Source organism: Janthinobacterium sp. 75 (assembly GCF_004365495.1).
In the GTDB taxonomy this organism is placed as follows: Bacteria; Pseudomonadota; Gammaproteobacteria; order Burkholderiales; family Burkholderiaceae_D; genus Janthinobacterium.
Map to the genome: position 1 here is coordinate 1,791,128 of NZ_SORD01000001.1, position 18,761 is coordinate 1,809,888.

General features: G+C 63.3%; 18 protein-coding genes. 4 read left to right on the top strand and 14 right to left on the bottom strand.

Annotated features, from left to right (window positions below):
- Window positions 1-2: 2 nt before the first annotated feature.
- The 6 genes from C8C89_RS08150 to C8C89_RS08175 all read right to left on the bottom strand — a co-directional run bounded on the left by C8C89_RS08150 (window position 3) and on the right by C8C89_RS08175 (window position 5,699).
- Window positions 3-1,247, bottom strand: coding sequence for an ABC transporter substrate-binding protein (locus tag C8C89_RS08150; protein ID WP_133989308.1), 1,245 nt, complete (start codon window positions 1,245-1,247; stop codon window positions 3-5).
- Window positions 1,248-1,260: 13 nt separating this feature from the next.
- Window positions 1,261-2,070, bottom strand: coding sequence for an ABC transporter ATP-binding protein (locus C8C89_RS08155; RefSeq protein ID WP_101482749.1), 810 nt, complete (start codon window positions 2,068-2,070; stop codon window positions 1,261-1,263).
- The gene (locus C8C89_RS08160) at window positions 2,067-3,152 is read right to left on the bottom strand and encodes an acyl-CoA dehydrogenase family protein (RefSeq protein WP_133989309.1); all 1,086 of its coding nucleotides are present in this window, start codon (window positions 3,150-3,152) and stop codon (window positions 2,067-2,069) included. The genes C8C89_RS08155 and C8C89_RS08160 overlap by 4 nt, the downstream gene beginning before the upstream one ends.
- A 1-nt stretch (window position 3,153) precedes the next feature.
- Window positions 3,154-3,708 (bottom strand): carboxymuconolactone decarboxylase family protein, encoded by a 555-nt coding sequence (locus tag C8C89_RS08165; RefSeq protein ID WP_133989310.1) that lies wholly within the window; start codon window positions 3,706-3,708, stop codon window positions 3,154-3,156.
- A gap of 141 nt (window positions 3,709-3,849) precedes the next feature.
- Entirely contained in the window at window positions 3,850-4,770 is a 921-nt protein-coding gene (locus tag C8C89_RS08170; RefSeq protein ID WP_133989311.1) for an AraC family transcriptional regulator, read from the bottom strand.
- Window positions 4,771-4,859: 89 nt separating this feature from the next.
- The gene (locus C8C89_RS08175; protein WP_101482745.1) at window positions 4,860-5,699 is read right to left on the bottom strand and encodes a symmetrical bis(5'-nucleosyl)-tetraphosphatase; all 840 of its coding nucleotides are present in this window, start codon (window positions 5,697-5,699) and stop codon (window positions 4,860-4,862) included.
- A gap of 390 nt (window positions 5,700-6,089) precedes the next feature.
- Here C8C89_RS08175 and C8C89_RS08180 point away from each other — a divergent pair, with 390 nt between their 5' ends.
- From C8C89_RS08180 to waaA, 4 genes are all read left to right on the top strand, one after another.
- Complete coding sequence (locus C8C89_RS08180) at window positions 6,090-6,398, top strand: H-NS histone family protein (protein WP_101482744.1); 309 nt, start codon at window positions 6,090-6,092, stop codon at window positions 6,396-6,398.
- 93 nt (window positions 6,399-6,491) lie between these two features.
- A complete protein-coding gene (locus C8C89_RS08185) occupies window positions 6,492-7,886 on the top strand; it encodes a phosphomannomutase/phosphoglucomutase (protein ID WP_101482743.1) in 1,395 nt (464 codons plus the stop codon).
- A 4-nt stretch (window positions 7,887-7,890) separates the two neighbouring features.
- Window positions 7,891-8,913 carry a lipopolysaccharide heptosyltransferase I gene (gene waaC / locus C8C89_RS08190; RefSeq protein ID WP_133989312.1) on the top strand — a complete coding sequence of 341 codons (1,023 nt, stop codon included), beginning with the start codon at window positions 7,891-7,893 and terminating at the stop codon, window positions 8,911-8,913.
- Between the two features lie 18 nt (window positions 8,914-8,931).
- Window positions 8,932-10,209 carry a lipid IV(A) 3-deoxy-D-manno-octulosonic acid transferase gene (waaA, locus tag C8C89_RS08195; protein ID WP_133989313.1) on the top strand — a complete coding sequence of 426 codons (1,278 nt, stop codon included), beginning with the start codon at window positions 8,932-8,934 and terminating at the stop codon, window positions 10,207-10,209.
- Here the strand turns inward: waaA and C8C89_RS08200 are convergent.
- From C8C89_RS08200 to C8C89_RS08235, 8 genes are all read right to left on the bottom strand, one after another.
- On the bottom strand, window positions 10,206-11,129 hold the full coding sequence (locus tag C8C89_RS08200) for a SprT family zinc-dependent metalloprotease (protein ID WP_133993230.1): 924 nt from the start codon (window positions 11,127-11,129) through the stop codon (window positions 10,206-10,208). The two genes, waaA and C8C89_RS08200, sit on opposite strands and share 4 nt — an antisense overlap.
- Before the next feature lie 44 nt (window positions 11,130-11,173).
- Window positions 11,174-11,914, bottom strand: coding sequence for a lysophospholipid acyltransferase family protein (locus C8C89_RS08205; RefSeq protein ID WP_100874414.1), 741 nt, complete (start codon window positions 11,912-11,914; stop codon window positions 11,174-11,176).
- A gap of 16 nt (window positions 11,915-11,930) precedes the next feature.
- Window positions 11,931-12,518 carry a D-glycero-beta-D-manno-heptose 1,7-bisphosphate 7-phosphatase gene (gmhB, locus tag C8C89_RS08210; protein ID WP_101482739.1) on the bottom strand — a complete coding sequence of 196 codons (588 nt, stop codon included), beginning with the start codon at window positions 12,516-12,518 and terminating at the stop codon, window positions 11,931-11,933.
- Entirely contained in the window at window positions 12,518-14,620 is a 2,103-nt protein-coding gene (gene glyS / locus C8C89_RS08215) for a glycine--tRNA ligase subunit beta (protein ID WP_133989314.1), read from the bottom strand. The genes gmhB and glyS overlap by 1 nt, the downstream gene beginning before the upstream one ends.
- 53 nt (window positions 14,621-14,673) lie before the next feature.
- Window positions 14,674-15,591 carry a glycine--tRNA ligase subunit alpha gene (glyQ, locus tag C8C89_RS08220; RefSeq protein ID WP_099376578.1) on the bottom strand — a complete coding sequence of 306 codons (918 nt, stop codon included), beginning with the start codon at window positions 15,589-15,591 and terminating at the stop codon, window positions 14,674-14,676.
- Window positions 15,592-15,739: 148 nt separating this feature from the next.
- Window positions 15,740-17,266: an apolipoprotein N-acyltransferase gene (gene lnt / locus C8C89_RS08225; protein WP_133989315.1), complete on the bottom strand. Its 1,527-nt coding sequence runs from the start codon at window positions 17,264-17,266 to the stop codon at window positions 15,740-15,742.
- 79 nt (window positions 17,267-17,345) lie between these two features.
- The gene (locus C8C89_RS08230; protein ID WP_071075558.1) at window positions 17,346-18,224 is read right to left on the bottom strand and encodes a transporter associated domain-containing protein; all 879 of its coding nucleotides are present in this window, start codon (window positions 18,222-18,224) and stop codon (window positions 17,346-17,348) included.
- A 117-nt stretch (window positions 18,225-18,341) separates the two neighbouring features.
- A complete protein-coding gene (locus tag C8C89_RS08235) occupies window positions 18,342-18,761 on the bottom strand; it encodes a DUF4259 domain-containing protein (RefSeq protein WP_101482737.1) in 420 nt (139 codons plus the stop codon).

Sequence of the window (18,761 nt, forward strand, 5' to 3'; positions counted from 1 at the left end):
CGTCAGACCGCCACGGTTTCGCTGCGCAGCAGGTTGGCCGGCAAGCCGAAGGCGGCCGGGCCGCCGACTGCCGTGATGGCCTTGCGCACGAAGCGGTCATCGACCAGGTCGCGCGCGGCGAACTTCGGATCGAGGTTGGCCAGGAAGCGCGTATCGCCTTCGACCTTGGTGCGGCCGATGGCGCGCACCAGTTCTTCCGTGTACGAGGCAAACGGATACGGCTGGAAGTCGATGCGGCGCTGCTGCCAGTTCTTGTGCACGATCAGGCCCTGCTTCTCATAGCCGGCGTAATCGGTCGTGGCCAGCACCTTGGTCAGCACCTGCAGCGGATGCGGCGTGTAGCGGTGTTCGCCCACGTTCGACAGCAGCTTGGCCGTGTCGACCTGGTTCGAGCGCGTCCACAGCTGCGCCTTGACGATGGCGTTAGTGACTTTTTGCGCCCATTCCGGACGCGTGTTGATGTCGCGCTCGGACAGGAAAGTGACGCAGCATGCATGGTTTTTCCACACGTCGCCCGAGAAGCGCAGTACCTTGCCGATGCCGGCGTTTTCCGCCGCCGCATTGAACGGTTCGGCCACGATGTAGCCGGCGATGGATTTGCTGGCCAGGGCGGAGACCATTTCGGCCGGTGCCAGCACGATCAGGTTGACTTCATTCGATTTGATGGCTGCGTTGCGCGCGCGGGTGACCGGCGTCAAACCATTCGAGGACAGGATTTGCTGCAGCAGGATGTTGTGGATCGAGTACCAGAACGGGATGGCGACCGTGCGTCCGCCCAGGTCGGAGACCTTGTTGATCTCGTTGGCCACCGTCAGCGCGGAGCCGTTGACGTGGTTCCACGCGACGACTTTCGCCGGGAACTTGGCGCCGTAGCGCACCCACAGGGTGGCGGGCGACAGTAAATGGATGACGTTGACCTGGCCAGCCACGAAAGCTTCGATGATCTGCGCCCAGCTGCGGAACAGGCGCGGCGTTTCCGCCTGCAAGCCTTCCGCCTCGAACAGCTTGCGGGCGTGGGCGACGAGCAGCGGGGTGGCGTCGGTGATCGGCAGGTAGCCGATTTTCACGGGCTGGTCGTCGCCTTTCGGGCCTTGCTGGGCCATGGCGTCGCCGGCGAACAGCAGGGGCGAAGCGACGCTGGCCGTGGCCAGGGCCGACATGCGCAGGAAGTCGCGCCGCGTCAGGCCGCAGTCGCAATCGGAGGAAGCGCAGATGTGCAGGGGTTTGTTATTTTCTTGGAAGGACATGGAAGTGCTCCGGTCAATTAAAGGGGGCGACGGCGGGCTGCTGGTCCTGCTTTTGCAGCGCTTGCAGGGCGTCGAGGATGTCCATCTTGAGGGCGATGACGTCGGCGCTGTGGCCGATGCGGGGCTGGGCGATGGCAACGGGCCATTCGCGCACGATGTTGCCCGGTTTGCCACCCATGAGCAAAATACGGTCGGCCACCAGAATGGCTTCGTCGATATCATGCGTGACCAGCAGAACGGCCGTGTGCCAGCGGTGCACCACGTCGACCAGTAGCGACTGCATCTCGGCGCGGGTGATGGCGTCGAGCGCGGAAAACGGCTCATCGGCGAACAGCAGTTCCGGTTCGCGCGCAAGTGCGCGGGCCAGCGCCACGCGTTGCGCCATGCCGCCCGACAGGGCGGACGGATACAACTTTTCGCGGCCCTTCAGGCCCACCGCTTCGATGGCTTGCGCCACGCGCGCCTGGTGCGCTTCGCGCGTCAGCTGCGGCTGGTGCTTGAAGTCCAGGCCAAAGCCGGCATTGCCCGTGACGTTCAGCCAGGGCAAGAGACTCGCCTGCTGGAACACCAGGGCGCTGCGCGGGTCCGGTTCGCGCATCGGTGCGTCGAGAAACTGGATCGCGCCCGTCGATGGTGGCTGCAAGCCGGCCAGCACGCGCAGCAGGCTTGATTTGCCGCAGCCGCTGCCGCCCAGCAGGCAGACAATTTCGCGCTTGCGCACGCCCAGCGAGACCTGCTGGAAAACGGGCGCCGTACCCGGGTAGGCGTAGCTGAGGTCCTGCGCCTGCAGCGCCCAGTCTTGTGCTTCCACTGCTGCCGTCATGCGGGCGCTCCCGCCGCTGCTGCCGCCTGCTGGCTGTCGAACAGCTGCAAGGCTGCCTGCAATTGCGTCAGGCTGGGGGTGACGATGGGGATGAATGACGACTCGCGCCAGCGGCGCGCAAAGCCCTGCTGCTCCGCGTTCAGGTAGGCGCGTCCGCCCATGGCCTGCAGTTCCAGCATCAGGGCTTGCTGCAGCAATTCAGCCAGCTGTATGCGCAGGCGGAACATGGCCGGCGCCTGCGTCTTGAAGCGGCCATCGTGCACGCCGGCCAGCAGGGTGGCAACAGCCGCCTCCAGGGTCGCTTGCAGCGCTTCGATGCGCGGCGTGAGCTGGTTGCGCGAGCCGGCCGAGATCTGCGCCGCCTGCGCCAGGCTGGCGCGCGCCAGGCCGATGGACAGGCCGCACTGCATGCCGAGGAACGATGGGCGCACTTGCGGCAGCCAGGTTGGCGCATTCTCGCTGATGATGTCCGCTGCGGGAATATGCACCTGCGTCAGCTTGACGGAGGCGGTATTGCTGCCGCGCAGGGCGATCAGGTCCAGATCGTCGCTGCGCTTGACGCCTGCCGTGCTGCTGTCAAAGGCGACGATGACGGGGGGCGTGCCATCGTTGGGCGCCACGGCGGCCGCCGCGACAAAGCCCGCTTTGCGTAAATTTGTCACCCACGCCAGGCCGCCATCGACCAGCAAGCCGTCATCCTGGCGTGCGCCCGTAATTTGCAGCTGCTCTATGCCGGACAAGAATTTCATGGCGTTCGACAAACCGCTGGCGCCCGCCTGCGTGCCCGCCAGCAGGCCTGGCAAGCGGCGTTCTGCCAGCGCGCGGTTCTCGCTTTGCAGCAGGAACTCGATGAAGCAGCGCTGGCCCCAGAAGACAAAGGCCGCCGTTACCGATTGCTCGGCCACGTTGGCGATGGCGTCGATGGCGTCACGTACGTCGCCGCCCGCGCCGCCGTGCTCTTGTGGCACGCCGATGGCCAGCAGTTGGTCGCCGGCCAATGCCGGCAAGACAGTGTCAGCCAGTACCGATGACTGGTCGAGCTGGTCGGCATGCATGTGCAGCCAATGATTGAGGTTCGCCATCTCAGACGGCGCCAGGCAGGTAGGGCGTCAATTGCGGATTGACGGGCGTGCCGGCCAGGCTGTTGGAGAAATTGCACAGGGTGGCCAGGCTGATGCCCAGCACGACTTCCAGCGCCTGCTGTTCGTTGTAGCCCGCTGCCAGGAAGGCTTGATAGGCTACGTCGGCGACGGCGCCGCGCGTGGCGATGACGGCCGTGGCGAAGGCGGCGACGGCGTCCAGCTTGGCGTCGCCGGTCGGCTGGCCGTGCTGCAGGGCGCGCACCGTATCAGGCGTCTGTGCCGCTTTTTTCAGCGAGATGGCGCTATGGCCGGCGATGCAGAAATCGCAGCCGTGGATGCGCGCGGCGGTGATTTGCACCACTTCGCGTTCCATCAAACTCAGGCTGGCGCGCGCATTGATGCCCGATACGGTCAGATAGGTTTCCAGCGCCAATGGGGCATTGGCCAGCACGCCGATCAGGTTGGGCAGGTAGCCATTGTTGGCGATGGCCTTTTCCACGAAGGGGCGGCTATCGGCGGGGGCGGTATCGAGGGTGTGCAGCGTCAGACGGGACATGGGGTACCTTGCTAAGTTAGTAAGTCACCCAGCCATTATATCGGCCATGCCGTGCGTGCAACAGACGTCAGCGTCGTCCTTTTGTGCTCGTTCGTCTTTGATTGCGCAAACCTTGAGGTCAGGATGAACCTCAGCTGAACCTCAGCTTGCCAGTTGACGCTGGCGCTGGTCGCGCCGGTAGGCGCCCGGTTGCTCGCCCGTGACCCGCTTGAAGGCGCGCGTAAAGGCGGCGTGCGAGCGGTAGCCTACCAGTTCGGCTGCGCGTTCGACGGAGACGCCATCGTGCAGGCGCCGCGCGGCGATCTTCATGCGCAGCAGGAGTAGGAACTGGGCCGGCGAGTGGCCGCTGGCGCTGGCGAAATGCTTGCAGAAGCTGGCGCGCGACATGCATGCGGCTTTGGCCATGTTTTCAATCGACCAGTCGGCGGCGGGGGCGTCGAGCATGCGTTCGAGCAGCGGCGAAAATGCGGGCTGGTGCAGCAGCGACAGCAGGCCGGCCGCCACTTGCTCACCCTGCGCCACATGGCGGATCAGGTAGAAGAACAGCAGTTCGACCAGGCGCGCGATGAGTGGCGATGGCTGTTCCGGGTCACCGCCGGCCTCTGCCAGGATCAGGTCGAACAGCGCGGCGGCGGCACTGAAGGCGGGCGCGTCGCCGCGTATCAGCAGGTACGGCGGGAAGGAGTCGACGATCAGTGCGGAGAGGGCGCCGCGAAATTGAAAGAAGCCGCACGCCAGCGCCGTCGCCGGCTGGTCCGTGGACGCCTGCAGCGGCAGCATGGCTTGTGCGCTCACAGCCTGCAGCGGATCGCTGTGGGGACTGAGGAAGTGGGGCAAGTCGCGCAGCAGGAAGACGCCATCGCGCGCGCCGAGCGCAATCGGTGCCGCCCCATCGAGGTGCAAATAGCAATGGCCATCGAGCACCAGGTGAAAGCTGCCCAGTTCCCGGCCCGCCGTGGAGGCGCGCCAGCGGCCGCAGTACTGGCCCACATGCAGGACGGCGGTGTCAAGTTCCAGGCTGCCCAGCAGCCAGCGTGCCAGTCTGTCGGTATCAGGATGCATGGGATGGGACAGGCAAAAGCTGCATCATACGGGCCACGCGCGGCAAGGCAAACGACCGATTTCGACTAAGCATATGCGCGCGATGCAGCTTACTGTTTGCCACTGTGCTGCAGGAAGGCGGGACAGTCCACTTGCAGCAGCGAGCGGTCCTCCAGGCACACTGCCGACAGTTTTCCGCCCCAGACGCAGCCGCTATCGAGGCCGATCAGGTGGGGGTGCAGCTGCAGTCCCAGCGCCGACCAGTGGCCGAAGACGACGGTGTCGCCAGCGCTGCGCCGGCCAGGCACGTCGAACCACGGCAGCAGGCCGGAGCCCGGCGGCGCGCTGCCGCTCTCCTTCATTTTGAAGTCCATCACGCCGTCCGGCGTGCAAAAGCGCAAACGCGTCATGGCGTTGACGATGCAGCGCAGCCGGTCGGCGCCCTGCAGGTCATCGCGCCAGGCGGCCGGTTCGTTGCCGTACATGGTGCGCAGGAACGCCACCCAACCGTCGCTGCGCAGCATGGTCGACACTTCCTCGCTCAGGGACAAAGCCTGGGTTGCGCTCCATTGTGGCAGCAGGCCTGCATGCACGAGTACATGACCCTGGTGCTGCAAGGCGAGCGGACGGTGGCGCAGCCAGGCGAGCAATTGCTCGCGGTCGGGCGCATCGAGGATCTCGGCCAGCGTGTCGGACGCATGCTCCGGGCGGATGCCGTTGGCCACCGCCAGCAAGTGCAAGTCGTGGTTGCCCAGGACGCTGTCGGCCAGGCCCTGCTGCGCCAGCGCATGCACGTGGCGCAGGGTGGCCAGCGATGCCGGACCGCGATTGATCAGGTCGCCCGCGAACAGGAGCCGGTACGGGCCATCTGCCGCTGCCTGGATCCGTTCGATCAATTCGACGGTTTGTGCATGGCAGCCTTGCAGATCGCCGATAAAGTAAGTTTTCATAGGTGCCGAGGTGAAGTGAATTACGCGCATGCATTATAAGCATGGCTGCTTTTTGGCGTTAGATGTATTCCTGGCAGGTGCGCGATTGCTTACATGGCCAGCGGGATGAAAAAAGCGGATGCCGATTATGCTGCATGAGGATGTAATTTTGCTTTATATCCCGCTGCCATATACCGAAAAGGAATCCGCCGGCACGCCGTTCACACGTGCCGGAATGCCATTTCATCCATGTTTATTCATTTTCCACGCGCGCTATCGGCATAGTCCTCATTTAATCTTGATGTTGGGTAGATCAATAAGTCGATAGCCGTGATTCAAACGGCGATGGATTATGCAATGTAGTATATTCCAAGTGATTTTATTATTTGAATTAATATAAAGGATGTAGCAATGGATCTGTCAACGATGACGATGCAGGAATTACGCAAGCTGGAAAATAATGTGACGCAGGAATTGAATAGCCGCGAGCGTGAAGACTTGAACAAGGCGCGCGAACAGATCATGGCCATCGCGCAGCAAGCGGGCATTCCGCTGAAACAGCTGATACTCGACGGCTTGCATCCGCGTACGGGCAAAGTCGCAGTACGTTACCGCCATCCTGACAATGCCGCTGAACAGTGGACAGGACGTGGCCGCCAGCCGCTGTGGGTCAGGCAGTGGGTAGAATCGGGCAAGTCCATCGATCTGCTGCGCGTATAATTCGGTATACTCTTGGCGCAGTGGCAAGCTGCCAGCCACGTGCTGTACCTTGCCAGGCACCCTATCGATACCCTTACTTATACCGCCCACACCATGCTTCCATTGTCCAGAACGATCTTCAAGGCCTACGATATTCGCGGCATCATCGCTAAAACCCTCGATGCCAGCGTGGCCTACAAGATCGGTCAGGCATTTGGCCAGGCCGCCCTGGCCAAGGGGGAGCAGCGGGTCGTGATCGGCCGCGATGGCCGCCTGTCTGGGCCTGAACTGACGGCGGCGCTGGCGCAGGGCCTTCAGGCCGCTGGCGTCGACGTGATCGACCTGGGCGTGGTAGCCACGCCGATGGTCTACTTTGGCACGAACGTGCTCGACACCCGCTCCGGCATCATGGTCACTGGCAGCCACAATCCACCCGATTACAACGGCTTCAAGATGGTGCTGGCGGGCGAAGCGATCCACGGCGAAGCGATCCAGGCGCTGTATCACAGCATCGTCGCCCACGAAGGCAGCGCCAGCGCCAAGGACGTTGCCAACCTGGGAACATATGCCACGCACGATATCCGCGCCGCCTACCTGGAGCGCATCCTGGGCGACGTCAAGCTGGCGCGCCCGATCAAGATCGCCGTCGATTGCGGCAATGGCGTGGCCGGCGCATTCGCGGGCGACCTGTTCCGCGGCATGGGCTGCGAGGTCATCGAATTGTTCTGCGATGTCGATGGCAATTTCCCGAACCACCACCCGGACCCTGCGCATCCGGAAAACCTGCAAGACCTGATCCGCTGCCTGGCCGAGACGGATGCCGAAATCGGCATCGCCTTCGACGGCGACGGCGACCGCCTGGGCGTGGTCACCAAGGATGGCCAGATCATCTACCCTGACCGCCAGATGATGCTGTTTGCCGCCGACGTGTTGACCCGCCACCCCGGCGCGCAGATTTTGTATGACGTGAAATGCACGCGCCATCTGGCGCCGTGGATCAGCAAGCATGGCGGCGTGCCGCTGATGTACAAGACGGGCCACTCGCTGGTGAAAGCCAAGCTGCGCGAGACGGGTGCGCCGCTGGGCGGCGAAATGAGCGGCCATATCTTCTTCAAGGACCGCTGGTATGGTTTCGACGATGGCCTGTATTCGGCTGCGCGCCTGCTGGAAATCCTCACGCGCGAAGCCAATCCTTCCGCTCTGTTGAACTCCCTGCCGCAGTCCGACAGTACGCCGGAGCTGCACCTGGAACTGAAGGAAGGCGAGAACGTCGCGTTGATGGACATGCTGCGCCGCGACGCCGTCTTCCCCGGTAATGAACAGATCATCACCATCGACGGCTTGCGCGTGGAATACGCGGACGGCTTCGGCCTGGCCCGTTCGTCGAACACCACGCCAGTGATCGTCATGCGCTTTGAAGCGGAAACGCCGCAAGCCCTGGCACGCATCCAGGGCCAGTTCAAGAGCGTGATCCTGGCCGCCAAGCCTGACGCCGTTTTGCCGTTCTGACAGCATGGCCGGTCAATCTGGCGCACAGGCGCCCTTGAAAATCCTGCTGGTGCGGGTATCTTCGCTGGGCGACGTGCTGCATAACCTGCCGATGGTGGCGGACATCGCCTGCCATTATCCGGATGCGACCATCGACTGGGTGGTCGAGGAAGGCTACACCAGCCTGGTGCGCCTGAACCCCCGCGTGAATACCATTTTCCCTTTCGCGCTGCGGCGCTGGCGCAAGAGCCTGGGCAAGAAGGAGACACGCGCGGAAATCGCTGCCTTTTTCCGTAACCTGCGCCAGACGCGCTACGATTACGTGTTCGATACTCAGGGCTTGCTCAAGACGGGCATCATCATGGGTGCTGCGCGCCTGGCGCCAGGCGGACAGAAGGTTGGCCTGGCGAATGGCAGCGAAGGTTCCGGCTACGAAGGTATTTCGCGTCTGTTCCATACCAAAAGCATTCCGCTCGACCCGCGTACGCATGCGGTTGCGCGCGGCCGCCTGGTAGCCGCCGCCGCACTCGGCTACACGGTCGACACGACGGCTGATTTCGGCTTGCCGGCAGTGTCAGGCAAGGAACCACGCCCGGACTGGATGGGGGCCGCGCCATATTGCGTGTATTTCCACGGCACGGCGCGCGACGCCAAGAAATGGGCGCCGGAAAACTGGATCGCCCTCGGCCATGCGCTCTCGCCCATGCCCATTCTGCTGCCCTGGGGTTCGCCCAAGGAAAAGGCGGAAGCAGAAGTGCTGGCGGCCGGCCTGCCGAATGCGCGCGTGCTGCCGAAGCTGTCGATGGACGAGGCCACGCTGCTGGCGCGCCACGCGGCGCTGGTGATCGGCGTCGATACGGGCCTGACGCATATCGCCGCCGCTTTCCTGCGCCCAACGGTGGAAATTTATGCCGATTCGCCGCTATGGAAAACGGAAGGCAACTGGTCGCCGAACATCATCAACCTGGGCGACAAGGGTACGCCTCCCAGCGTGCCGGAAGTGCTGGCCGCGGCGCAGCGCCTGCTGGCCGAGCATCCTCCCGCCTGACTTCAACGTTAAACAATCATGCGACTTTTTTATACCCTCGCCTGGTGGCTGGCCTTGCCCCTGGTGCTGGCGCGGCTGTGGCTGCGCGGACGCCAGGAGCCCGGCTATCGCCAGCATTGGGGCGAGCGCCTGGGCTGCTACGGTCGCCAGGCCAAACCACTGATTCCTACGCTCTGGCTGCACGCCGTCTCCGTCGGTGAGACGCGCGCGGCCGAGCCGCTGATCGATGCGTTGCTGGCCGCATGGCCCGATTGCCGCATCGTCCTCACGCACATGACGCCCACGGGGCGCGCGACCGGTAAAACCCTGTTCGCCAAACATGGTGCGCGCCTCGTGCAAAGCTATCTGCCGTATGACACGGGCGCCATGCCGGCCCGTTTCATCCGCCATTTCGCGCCGCGCATCTGCATCCTGATGGAGACGGAAGTGTGGCCGAATTTGATACACCAATGCAATCGCCACGGTGTGCCGGTGGTGCTGGCCAATGCGCGATTGTCGCAGCGTTCCTTGGGCAAGGCGCAGCGCCTGGGTAAGCTCATCACCGATGCGGCGCGCGGCATCACCCTGGTGGCGGCGCAAACGCAGGACGATGCCGAGCGCGTGCGCCAGTTGGGTGTGCAGGGCGTGGTCGTCACGGGAAGTATCAAATTCGACGTCGTCGTGCCCGAGGCGGCCCTGGCGACGGGGGCCGCGCTGCGCGCAGCCATCGGCCAGCGTCCCGTGCTGCTGTGCGCCAGCACGCGTGAAGGCGAAGAGCAGCTGATCCTTGATGCCTATACCCGCGCCAGTTTGCCCGCTAATGCGCTGCTGCTGATCGTGCCGCGTCATCCGCAGCGCTTCGACGAGGTGGAAAAAATGATTGCCGCCCACGGCCTGGCCGTGCAGCGCAGGTCCGGTCTGGGCCCGGATGGTGTCGTCGCGGCGGGCACGCAGGTGCTGCTGGGCGATTCGATGGGCGAGATGTTTGCGTATTACGCGGCCTGCGATTGCGCCTTTGTCGGCGGCAGCCTGCCACCGCTGGGCGGGCAAAACCTGATTGAACCGGCGGCCTTGGGGAAACCCGTGCTGATCGGCCCCCACACCTTCAACTTTGCGCTGGTGACCGAGCAGGCGATTGCCGCCGGCGGCGCCGCGCGAGTGGCGGATGCGGACGCGCTGATGGCGCAAGCGGCGGCATTGCTGCAGGATCCGGCGCGGTTATCGTTGATGGGAGAAAAAGCGCTGGCGTTTGCCAACCAGCACCGGGGTGCCACGCCGCGCACTATTGCGGCCATCAAGCCTTTACTGGCAGTTTAATTAAACAGGACTGGAAGCTCCTGCGAGCGCTTTCTGAGCGCCTGCTTGGCGCCATCGTAATCGGGATAAATCGATTCCACGGTGGCCCAGAAGCGGGCGCTGTGGTTCATTTCCAGCAGGTGCGACAGTTCGTGCGCCACCACGTAGTCGATGAGGGGCAGGGCGAAGTGGATCAGGCGCCAGTTCAGACGGATCTTGCGCTCGATGGTGCAGCTGCCCCAGCGCGTGCCGGCCGAGGATAGCGATAATGAGTCGTAGCGCACGCCCAGCTTGTCCGCATACAGGTCCAGGCGCGCTTCAAACAGCTGGCGCGCTTCATGCTGGAACCAGCCCTTCACTTTTTCCTTCAATTGTTGTTCACTGCCCGTGGGTGTGACCCAGACGTGCAATTCATTCGTCTCGCGCTGGAAGCTGGCGCGGTGGCGCGGCGCCTGGTGCAATCGCAATGTGATCTCTCCACCGAGGTAGGGTAGCACGGCGCCATCGATCCATGCCACGGGTGGGCGTTGTTGGCGCTGCACCTTGCGCTCGCCCCGTTCCAGCAGCTTCGAGACAATCCAGCCCTGCTTGGCGCGGATGGCATTGTCAATTTCGGCCAGGGTGACGCGCTTGGGCGCGGTCACGCGCAAGCCGTTATCGTCGATCATGAAACCGATGGAGCGGCGCGTGGAGCGGCGCAGGGCGAATTCGATCAGGTGGCTGCCCAGCTGCAGCTGGCGCAGTGGCGGGCCATCAGCGGTGCGCGGCGGGGAAGGCAGGGGAGATGGGGCAGGGGGAACGATGGGCGGCGCGGGCGCCACATGCGGTGGCGCCACGGGCGGCGCTGGCGGTGCCATGGGGCGCACCGCCGGGGGCGTGCTGGTCGAGACGTCGTGCGCGAACAGATCCAGTTGTTGATCGCCGACCTTGATGGTCTTCATCTGCTGGCGCAGGGTCGGCTCCTGGATGACCGCGCTGATGCCGTCTAGCCAGCGTTGTAGGCGTGAGGCGAAATGACGCGCATTTCTGATTCTATCCAATTTTCCACCTGTTGCATCATGCTGTCCGGGGTTTGCCCTTCCGGCGAAATCGGTTTGCCTATCGAGACGGTGATCAATCCCGGGCGTTTGAGGAATGACTGCTTGGGCCAGCATTCGCCTGAATTATGCGCAATCGGTACCACCACGGCGCCCGTGGCGATGGCCAGGCGCGTGCCGCCGCTCTTGTACTTGCCCGCCTGACCCACGGGAATGCGGGTACCTTCGGGGAACATGATAATCCATTGGCCATCGGCCAGGCGGCGCTTGCCATGCGCGACGACGCTCTTGAAGGCATGCTTGCCCTGCTTGCGGTCGATGGGGATCATGCGCAGCAGCGCCATGGCCCAGCCGAAGAAGGGGATGTACAGGATCTCTTTCTTGAACACATACACCAGCGGACGGGGCAGGCTGGGCAGCAAGAAGATGGTTTCCCATGCCGACTGGTGCTTAGACAGCACGATGGCTGGCGCATCCGGGAAGTTCTCGGCGCCCTTGACTTCATAGCGGATGCCGCAAATGACCTTGGCACACCACAGGATAAACACGTTCCAGCGCGAGGTGACCCAATAGCGCTTGTTGTAGCTCAATGGCGCGGCAAAAAAACACACGCAGGCCCAGACGATGGTGGCCACGATCATGATGGTCATGAACAGCAGGGATCGCAGGAACAGGGAAATATTACGCAATGCGGTTCTCCGAAAATTAGATACTGAATGCCACGGTGGGCGCTGGCGCCGCTGGCGCCTTGAGCAGGTGGCTGACTACGGCGGCCAGGTCGGGGAATACCTGGGTACCAGGCGGCAGGCCACCCGTTTCGTTGGTTTTTTCGCCCTTGCCCGTCAGGACCAGGTAGGGCACGCAACCGCTGATGAAACCGGCCTGCAGGTCACGCAGCGAATCGCCGACGGTGGGCACGCCTTTCAGGCTGGTGTTGTAGCGCTGCGAGATTTCATGGAACATGCCCGGTTTCGGCTTGCGGCAGTCGCAATTGTCCGCGCCTGCGTGCGGGCAAAAGAAGATGGCGTCGATATCGGCGCCCACTTGCTGTGCCAGGGTATGCATCTTCTGGTGGATCGCGTTCAGCACCGTCATGTCGAAGTACTCGCGCGCGATACCCGACTGGTTCGAGGCCACGATGACACGATAGCCGGCCTGGTTCAGGCGGGCTATCGCTTCGAGCGAACCGGGAATCGGCAACCATTCGGCCGGCGATTTGATGAAGTCCGGCGAGTCATGATTAATGACGCCGTCGCGGTCGAGAATAATCAGTTTCAGCGCCGGAGTGCCCATTATGCCGCCAGCTTGGAAATGTCGGCCACGCGGTTCATCATGCCGTGCAGCGACGACAGCAAGGCCAGGCGGTTGTTGCGCAGGGCGACATCCTCTGCCATCACCATCACGTCGTTGAAGAAGCCGTCGACGTCGTCGCGCAGCTGCGCCAGCGTTTGCAGGGTGCTGGTGAAGTCGCCCTTGGCGAAGGCTGCGTCGACTTCCGGCTGCACGCGCGAGACGGCAGCGGCCAGTTTTTTCTCCGCTTCGTCCTGCAGCAGCGCCACGTTGACGCCACCGGCGGCGACCTGGTTGACTGCTTCCTCGTTCTTTTTCAGGATGTTGGTGATGCGCTTGTTCGCGGCGGCCAGCGAGGCGCTTTCCGGCAGTGCGGCAAACGCTTGCACGGCTTCGAGGCGCTGCACGATGTCATCCAGGCGGTCGGGATTTTGCGCCACGACTGCTTCGATTTCATTCGGCGAGAAGCCGCGTTCGCGCAGGATGCCGCGCAGGCGGTCGAGCATGAAGGTGGTGACATCCGCCACCGGGTCCTTGAAGCCGGGAATGGCTGCGAATTGCGCGGCGGCGTCGCCCAGCAGGCTCTGGATCGACAGGGGCAAACGTTTTTCCAGCAGCATGCGCAGCACGCCCAGGGCGTGGCGGCGCAGCGCGAACGGGTCCTTGTCGCCCGTAGGCGCCAGGCCAATCGACCAGATGCCGACCAGGGTTTCGAGCTTGTCGGCCAGGGCTACGGCGATGCCGGTGGCAGTGGACGGCAGGCTGTCGCCGGCAAAGCGCGGTTGGTAGTGTTCGGAGGCGGCCAGCGCTACTTCTTCCGGTTCACCGTCATGGCGCGCGTAGTACGTCCCCATGATGCCTTGCAGTTCTGGGAACTCGCCCACCATGTCGGTCAGCAAATCGGTCTTGGCCAGCAGGGCGCCGCGTTCGGCCAGGGCCACGTCGTAGCCCAGCTTGGTCGCAATGGCGCCGGCTAATGATTTTACTCTTTCTGTACGGGCCGCCTGCGTGCCCAGCTTGTTGTGGTATACCACGTTGGCCAGCAGTGGCAAACGCGATGCCAGCGTTTTTTTCTTGTCTTGCTCGAAGAAGAACTTGGCGTCGGACAGGCGCGGGCGTACGACGCGCTCGTTGCCGCCGATGATGTGTTCCGGCGTGTCCGTCTCGATGTTCGAGACGATCAAAAAGCGCGAGCGCAGCTTGCCTTCGCTGTCGGTCAGCGCGAAGTATTTTTGATTTGTCTGCATGGTGAGGATCAGGCATTCCTGCGGCACGGCCAGGAATTCTTCCTCGAAGTGGCACTCATACACGACCGGCCATTCGACCAGTGCGGTGACTTCGTCGAGCAGCGCTTCAGGCATCAGCACCTGGTCGGCACCGGCCTTGTCCAGCAACTGGGCGCGGATGCGCTCCTTGCGCTCCTCGTTGCTGGCGATGACGCTGGCGTTGAGGATCAGGGAAGCCGCATAGTTTTCCGCGTGCGCGATGGTGATCGCCTTGCCGTCGGTGAGGAAGCGGTGGCCCAGGGTGCTGCGGCCGGCTGTCAATCCCAGCAGGGCCAAAGGCAGAACGTTGATGCCATGCAGGGCGATCAGGCTGTGGGCCGGGCGCACGAATTGCACGGTCGTGCCGTCCGGGCGCTGATAGCTCATCAGTTTTGGAATCGGCAGCTTGGCGGCCGACTCCATCAATGCCGCCTGCGCGCCGGTGGCGAGCTGGCTGCCTGGCGCCGTGTAAGTGTAGAAGAAGCTTTCAGCCTTGCCGTCGACGGCGCGTTCCAGCTCGGCCACCGTCAGATCGGGAAAGCCCAGCGCGGCCAGTTTCTTGGCCAGCGGCGGCGTGCCATTGCCGTTCGCGTCCAGCGCCACGGAGACAGGCAGGACTTTTTCACGGATGGATTTGTCGGGCGAGACTTCGCGCACGTTGGTGATGGAGACGGCCAGGCGGCGCGGCGAGGCGTAGCTGGTGGCGACGCTGTCGGCTTCCAGGAAGTCGCGCGCCTTCAGGCCGTTGACGATGCCGGCAGTGAAGGCGGCACCCAGTTTGGCCAGCGCTTTCGGCGGCAGTTCTTCGGTCAGCAGTTCGATGAGCAGTGTTTGGTTCATGGTGTTCTTGTCTGGTACGGCGGTGTAGAGGCTCGAATGATGGAGGCTCGAAGTTAAGCGGCGGCGGGTTGGTCTGCGGCGGGCAGCATCGGGAAACCGAGGCGCTCGCGCGAGTCGTAATACGCTTGCGCCACCAGGCGCGACAGGGTGCGCACGCGGCCGATGTAGGCGGCGCGTTCCGTCACCGAGATGGCGCCACGCGCGTCCAGCATATTGAAGCTGTGCGAGGCCTTCATGATTTTTTCGTAGGCGGGCAGGGTCAGTTGCAGCTCGATCAGACGCTTCGCTTCCGCTTCGTAGTTACCGAACTGTTCGAACAGCAGGTCCGTATTCGCGTGCTCGAAGTTGTAGGTCGACTGTTCCACTTCGTTCTGGTGGAAAACGTCGCCGTAGGTCAGTTTTTTCGTAATACCGTTTTCTTCCCACTCCGTCCATACCAGGTCATACACGTTTTCCACGCCTTGCAGATACATGGCCAGGCGTTCGATGCCGTAGGTGATTTCGCCCAGCACAGGCTTGCAATCGAGGCCGCCCACTTGCTGGAAGTAGGTAAATTGCGTCACTTCCATGCCGTTCAGCCAGACTTCCCAGCCCAGGCCCCAGGCGCCCAGGGTCGGGCTTTCCCAGTCGTCTTCGACGAAGCGGACGTCATTCTGCTTCAAGTCCAGGCCCAAGGCGGCCAGCGAACCCAGATACAGGTCGAGGATATTTTCCGGCGCGGGCTTCAAGACCACCTGGTACTGGTAGTAGTGCTGCATGCGGTTCGGGTTTTCGCCATAGCGGCCATCTTTCGGGCGGCGCGACGGCTGCACATACGCGGCGCGCCAGGGTTCCGGGCCGATTGCGCGCAGGAAGGTACCGGTGTGGAAGGTGCCGGCGCCGACTTCCATGTCGTAAGGCTGGAGCAGGGCGCAACCTTGCTTGTCCCAATAGGTTTGCAAGGTCAGGATAATTTGTTGAAATGTGAGCATCGTATGAGTTCGCCGCGCGGGAGGCTGCGCGCTGTAAGGGGTTGCTTGAAGGCCGGACGCCTGCTTGGAAAGCGCGTCCGGGCCGGAGTTTTGCTAATTTTAGCGGTTTTTACGGGCCCACTGTGACTCTTCGGGCAATATCGGCCGCTTATTGCTGCGCGGCGCTGCCACGGCGGGCGGCGCGCGACAGCAGGAAGGCCGTCAGCAAGGCCAGTGCGGCCAGGGCCAGCACCAGTTTATTGCCATACAGAATGTATGGCGTCATGCCGCCCATGCCTTGCACCTTGGCCGCCAGGGTGGCTTGCTGTTCCGGCGGCAGCAGGCTTTGCACCACGCCCTTGCCGTCGATGACGGCGGTGGCGCCCGTGTTCGTCGAGCGCAGCATCGGACGGCCCGTTTCCAGGCTGCGCATCTGCGAAATCTGCAGATGCTGCGGAATGGCGATTGAGTCACCAAACCAGGCCAGGTTCGACATATTGAGCAGCACCGAGGCTGACTGCTTGCCATTGTGGTGGGCGCTGGCCAGCTGTCCCGCGATTTCTTCGCCAAACAAGTCTTCGTAGCAGATATTCGGCAGCACCAGCTGGTCGCGCACCTGGAGCGGCGCCTGCACGTCGGCGCCACGGCCCATGTCGCCCAGCGGGATGGCCATCATGGCGACAAACCAGTGCAGGCCGGGCGGCACGAACTCGCCGAACGGGACCAGATGGTGCTTGCGGTACTGATAGTAAGGACCTGGCGTGCCGTTGGGCGTGATCCCCAGCGCCGCATTGTAGAAGCGCTGCTGCTCGTCGAGCACCGGCAGGCCGAGCAAAATCGTGCTGCCCGTCTGCTGTGAATAAGTCGCCAAGCTATCGAGATAGCCGGGCGGAAGCTGGTGCGGCAGCACAGTGACGGCCGTTTCCGGCGTGGCGATCAGGTCGGCCGGCGCGCTGGTGATGGCACTCTGGTACATCTGCAGGGCGCCGAGGACGAAGCCGGGGTCGAATTTCTGCTGCTGCGGCACATTGCCCTGCAACAGGCGCACCGTAATCGGGCGTCCGACAGGATGGGTCCAGTTCACGTACTGCAGGCCAACGCCGGCCGCGTACAGCGAGACCAGGCCGGCCAGCGCGCTCCAGCGCGTGCGGCGCAGGGGGTGGACTAGCAAGAGCAGGGAGCCGGCCGACAGGGCCGCCAGCCAGCCCAGGCCATACGACCCGATGACGGGGGCAAAGCCGCCCAGCGGGCTCGTGTTGTGGGCGTAGCCCGTGGCCAGCCACGGAAAACCTGTAAACAGCCAGCCGCGCGTCCATTCGAATAGGGTCCACAGGGAAGGCAAGATCAACAGCGTCATTGTCGGCAGCGAGAGTACCCAGCGCTTGCGCAGCCAGGCGGCCGCGCCCATGGCCAGGGCCACGTAAATGGCCATCAAGAGGGCCAGCAGGCCCACGGCGATGACGGCCAGCGGCGCGGCCATGTCGCCATAGCGGTGCATGGAGATGTACAGCCAGTGCGTGCCGGCCGCGCACCAGCCGAAGCCATAGGCCCAGCCGATCAGCGCGCTTGCCTTGACGTCCGAGGCGCGCAGCACCTGGTAGAACAGCACGCCCAGGCTGAGGATTTGCAATGGCCAGTAGCCGAAAGGGGCGAACGCCAGCACGGCGACGGCGCCGGCGATGGCGGCAGTCAGCATGCGCGCCCACGTACTGCGGGGCGGTTTGGCGGGGGCGTTGGGATCCAGGCGTCTGAAACGCATTTACAGCACGCGCATGTCAAAGTTCCAGTTCCGGTACGTTGGGCAGGCGTTCGACGAGCAGCACGTGCACCTGGCGCGCATCGGCGCGCAGCACCTCGAAGCGCAGATTGCCCAGGTCGAAGATGTCGCCCTTGTGCGCCATGCGGCCCAGGTACTTTGACACCAGGCCGCCGATGGTGTCGACGTCGTCGTCCACCAGATGGCTGCCCACTTCTTCGTTGAACTGTTCGATCTCGGTCAGCGCCTTGACCCGCCAGCGGGGGCCGAACTGGCCTTCCTTGAGCGAGAGGATATTGTCCTCGGCTTCGTCAAAGTCGTATTCGTCCTCGATATCGCCGACGATCTGTTCCAGCACGTCTTCGATGGTGATCAGGCCGGCGACGCCGCTGTATTCATCGACGACGATGGCCATGTGATTGTGGTTGGCGCGGAAATCGCGCAGCAGCACATTCAGGCGTTTCGATTCGGGGATGAAGATGGCGGGGCGCAGCATGTCGCGGACGTCGAAAGTTTCTTCTGCGTAATAACGCAGCAAATCTTTCGCCAGCAGGATGCCGATGACCTTGTCGCGCTCGCCTTCAATCGCGGGGAAGCGCGAGTGGGCGGTCGACAGGACTTCCGGCATCCATTCCTCGATCGGCTTGCTGATGTCGATGACATCCATTTGCGAGCGGGGAATCATGATGTCGCGCGCACAGAGATCCGATACCTGGAACACGCCTTCGATCATCGACAGTGCGTCGGCGTCGATCAGCTTGCGTTCATGCGCATCGTGTAGAACATCGAGCAATTCTGCACGGTTCTCTGGCTCGGGGGAAATGAGTGCGGTCAGGCGTTCAAACAGTGACCGGTGGGGCTTGACGTCAGTTCTGACGCCACTAGGGTGCTCGGGCATAGGAGGCGTGAGCCGTTGTTGCGAAGGGATATAGGATACACCAAAAGTGGGGGAATACCGGATTTCCCCGCTTTTGATGCAAATTTAATACGCTGAAGTGTACCGTTGCCCGACGTTTCAGGCGTCCTGGCCCAGCACGCGCGTGCGCAAATCCAGCACGTCGGCCTGCCAGTCGGCGAAATGCTCGCTGTCCTGCCACAGCTGGCGCAGTTCCGACGACTCGGCCACGATCTTGTCGAACGCCAGGCGCGCTTTTTCCTGCAGAAGCGGTGTGACTTTCTTCTTGCAGGCGGCTACCCATTCGTCCACTTCCGCGGTGGCCGGGTCGTCCTCGCCCGGTTTGCCCAGAAGACGCGCGATCACTTCCAGCGCGGCCAGCGCCTCGGCGGCGAACGGCGCTTCCAGCTCCGCTTCCGTGCTGTCGATGACATTGTCGAGCGTGGTCTCGACCAATTCCAGGGTTTTGTATTCGTGCAGATCCTGCGCCCAATCCATGGCGTAGTCGTTGCCGAAGGCGTCGGTGGCCCAGGTTCCCAT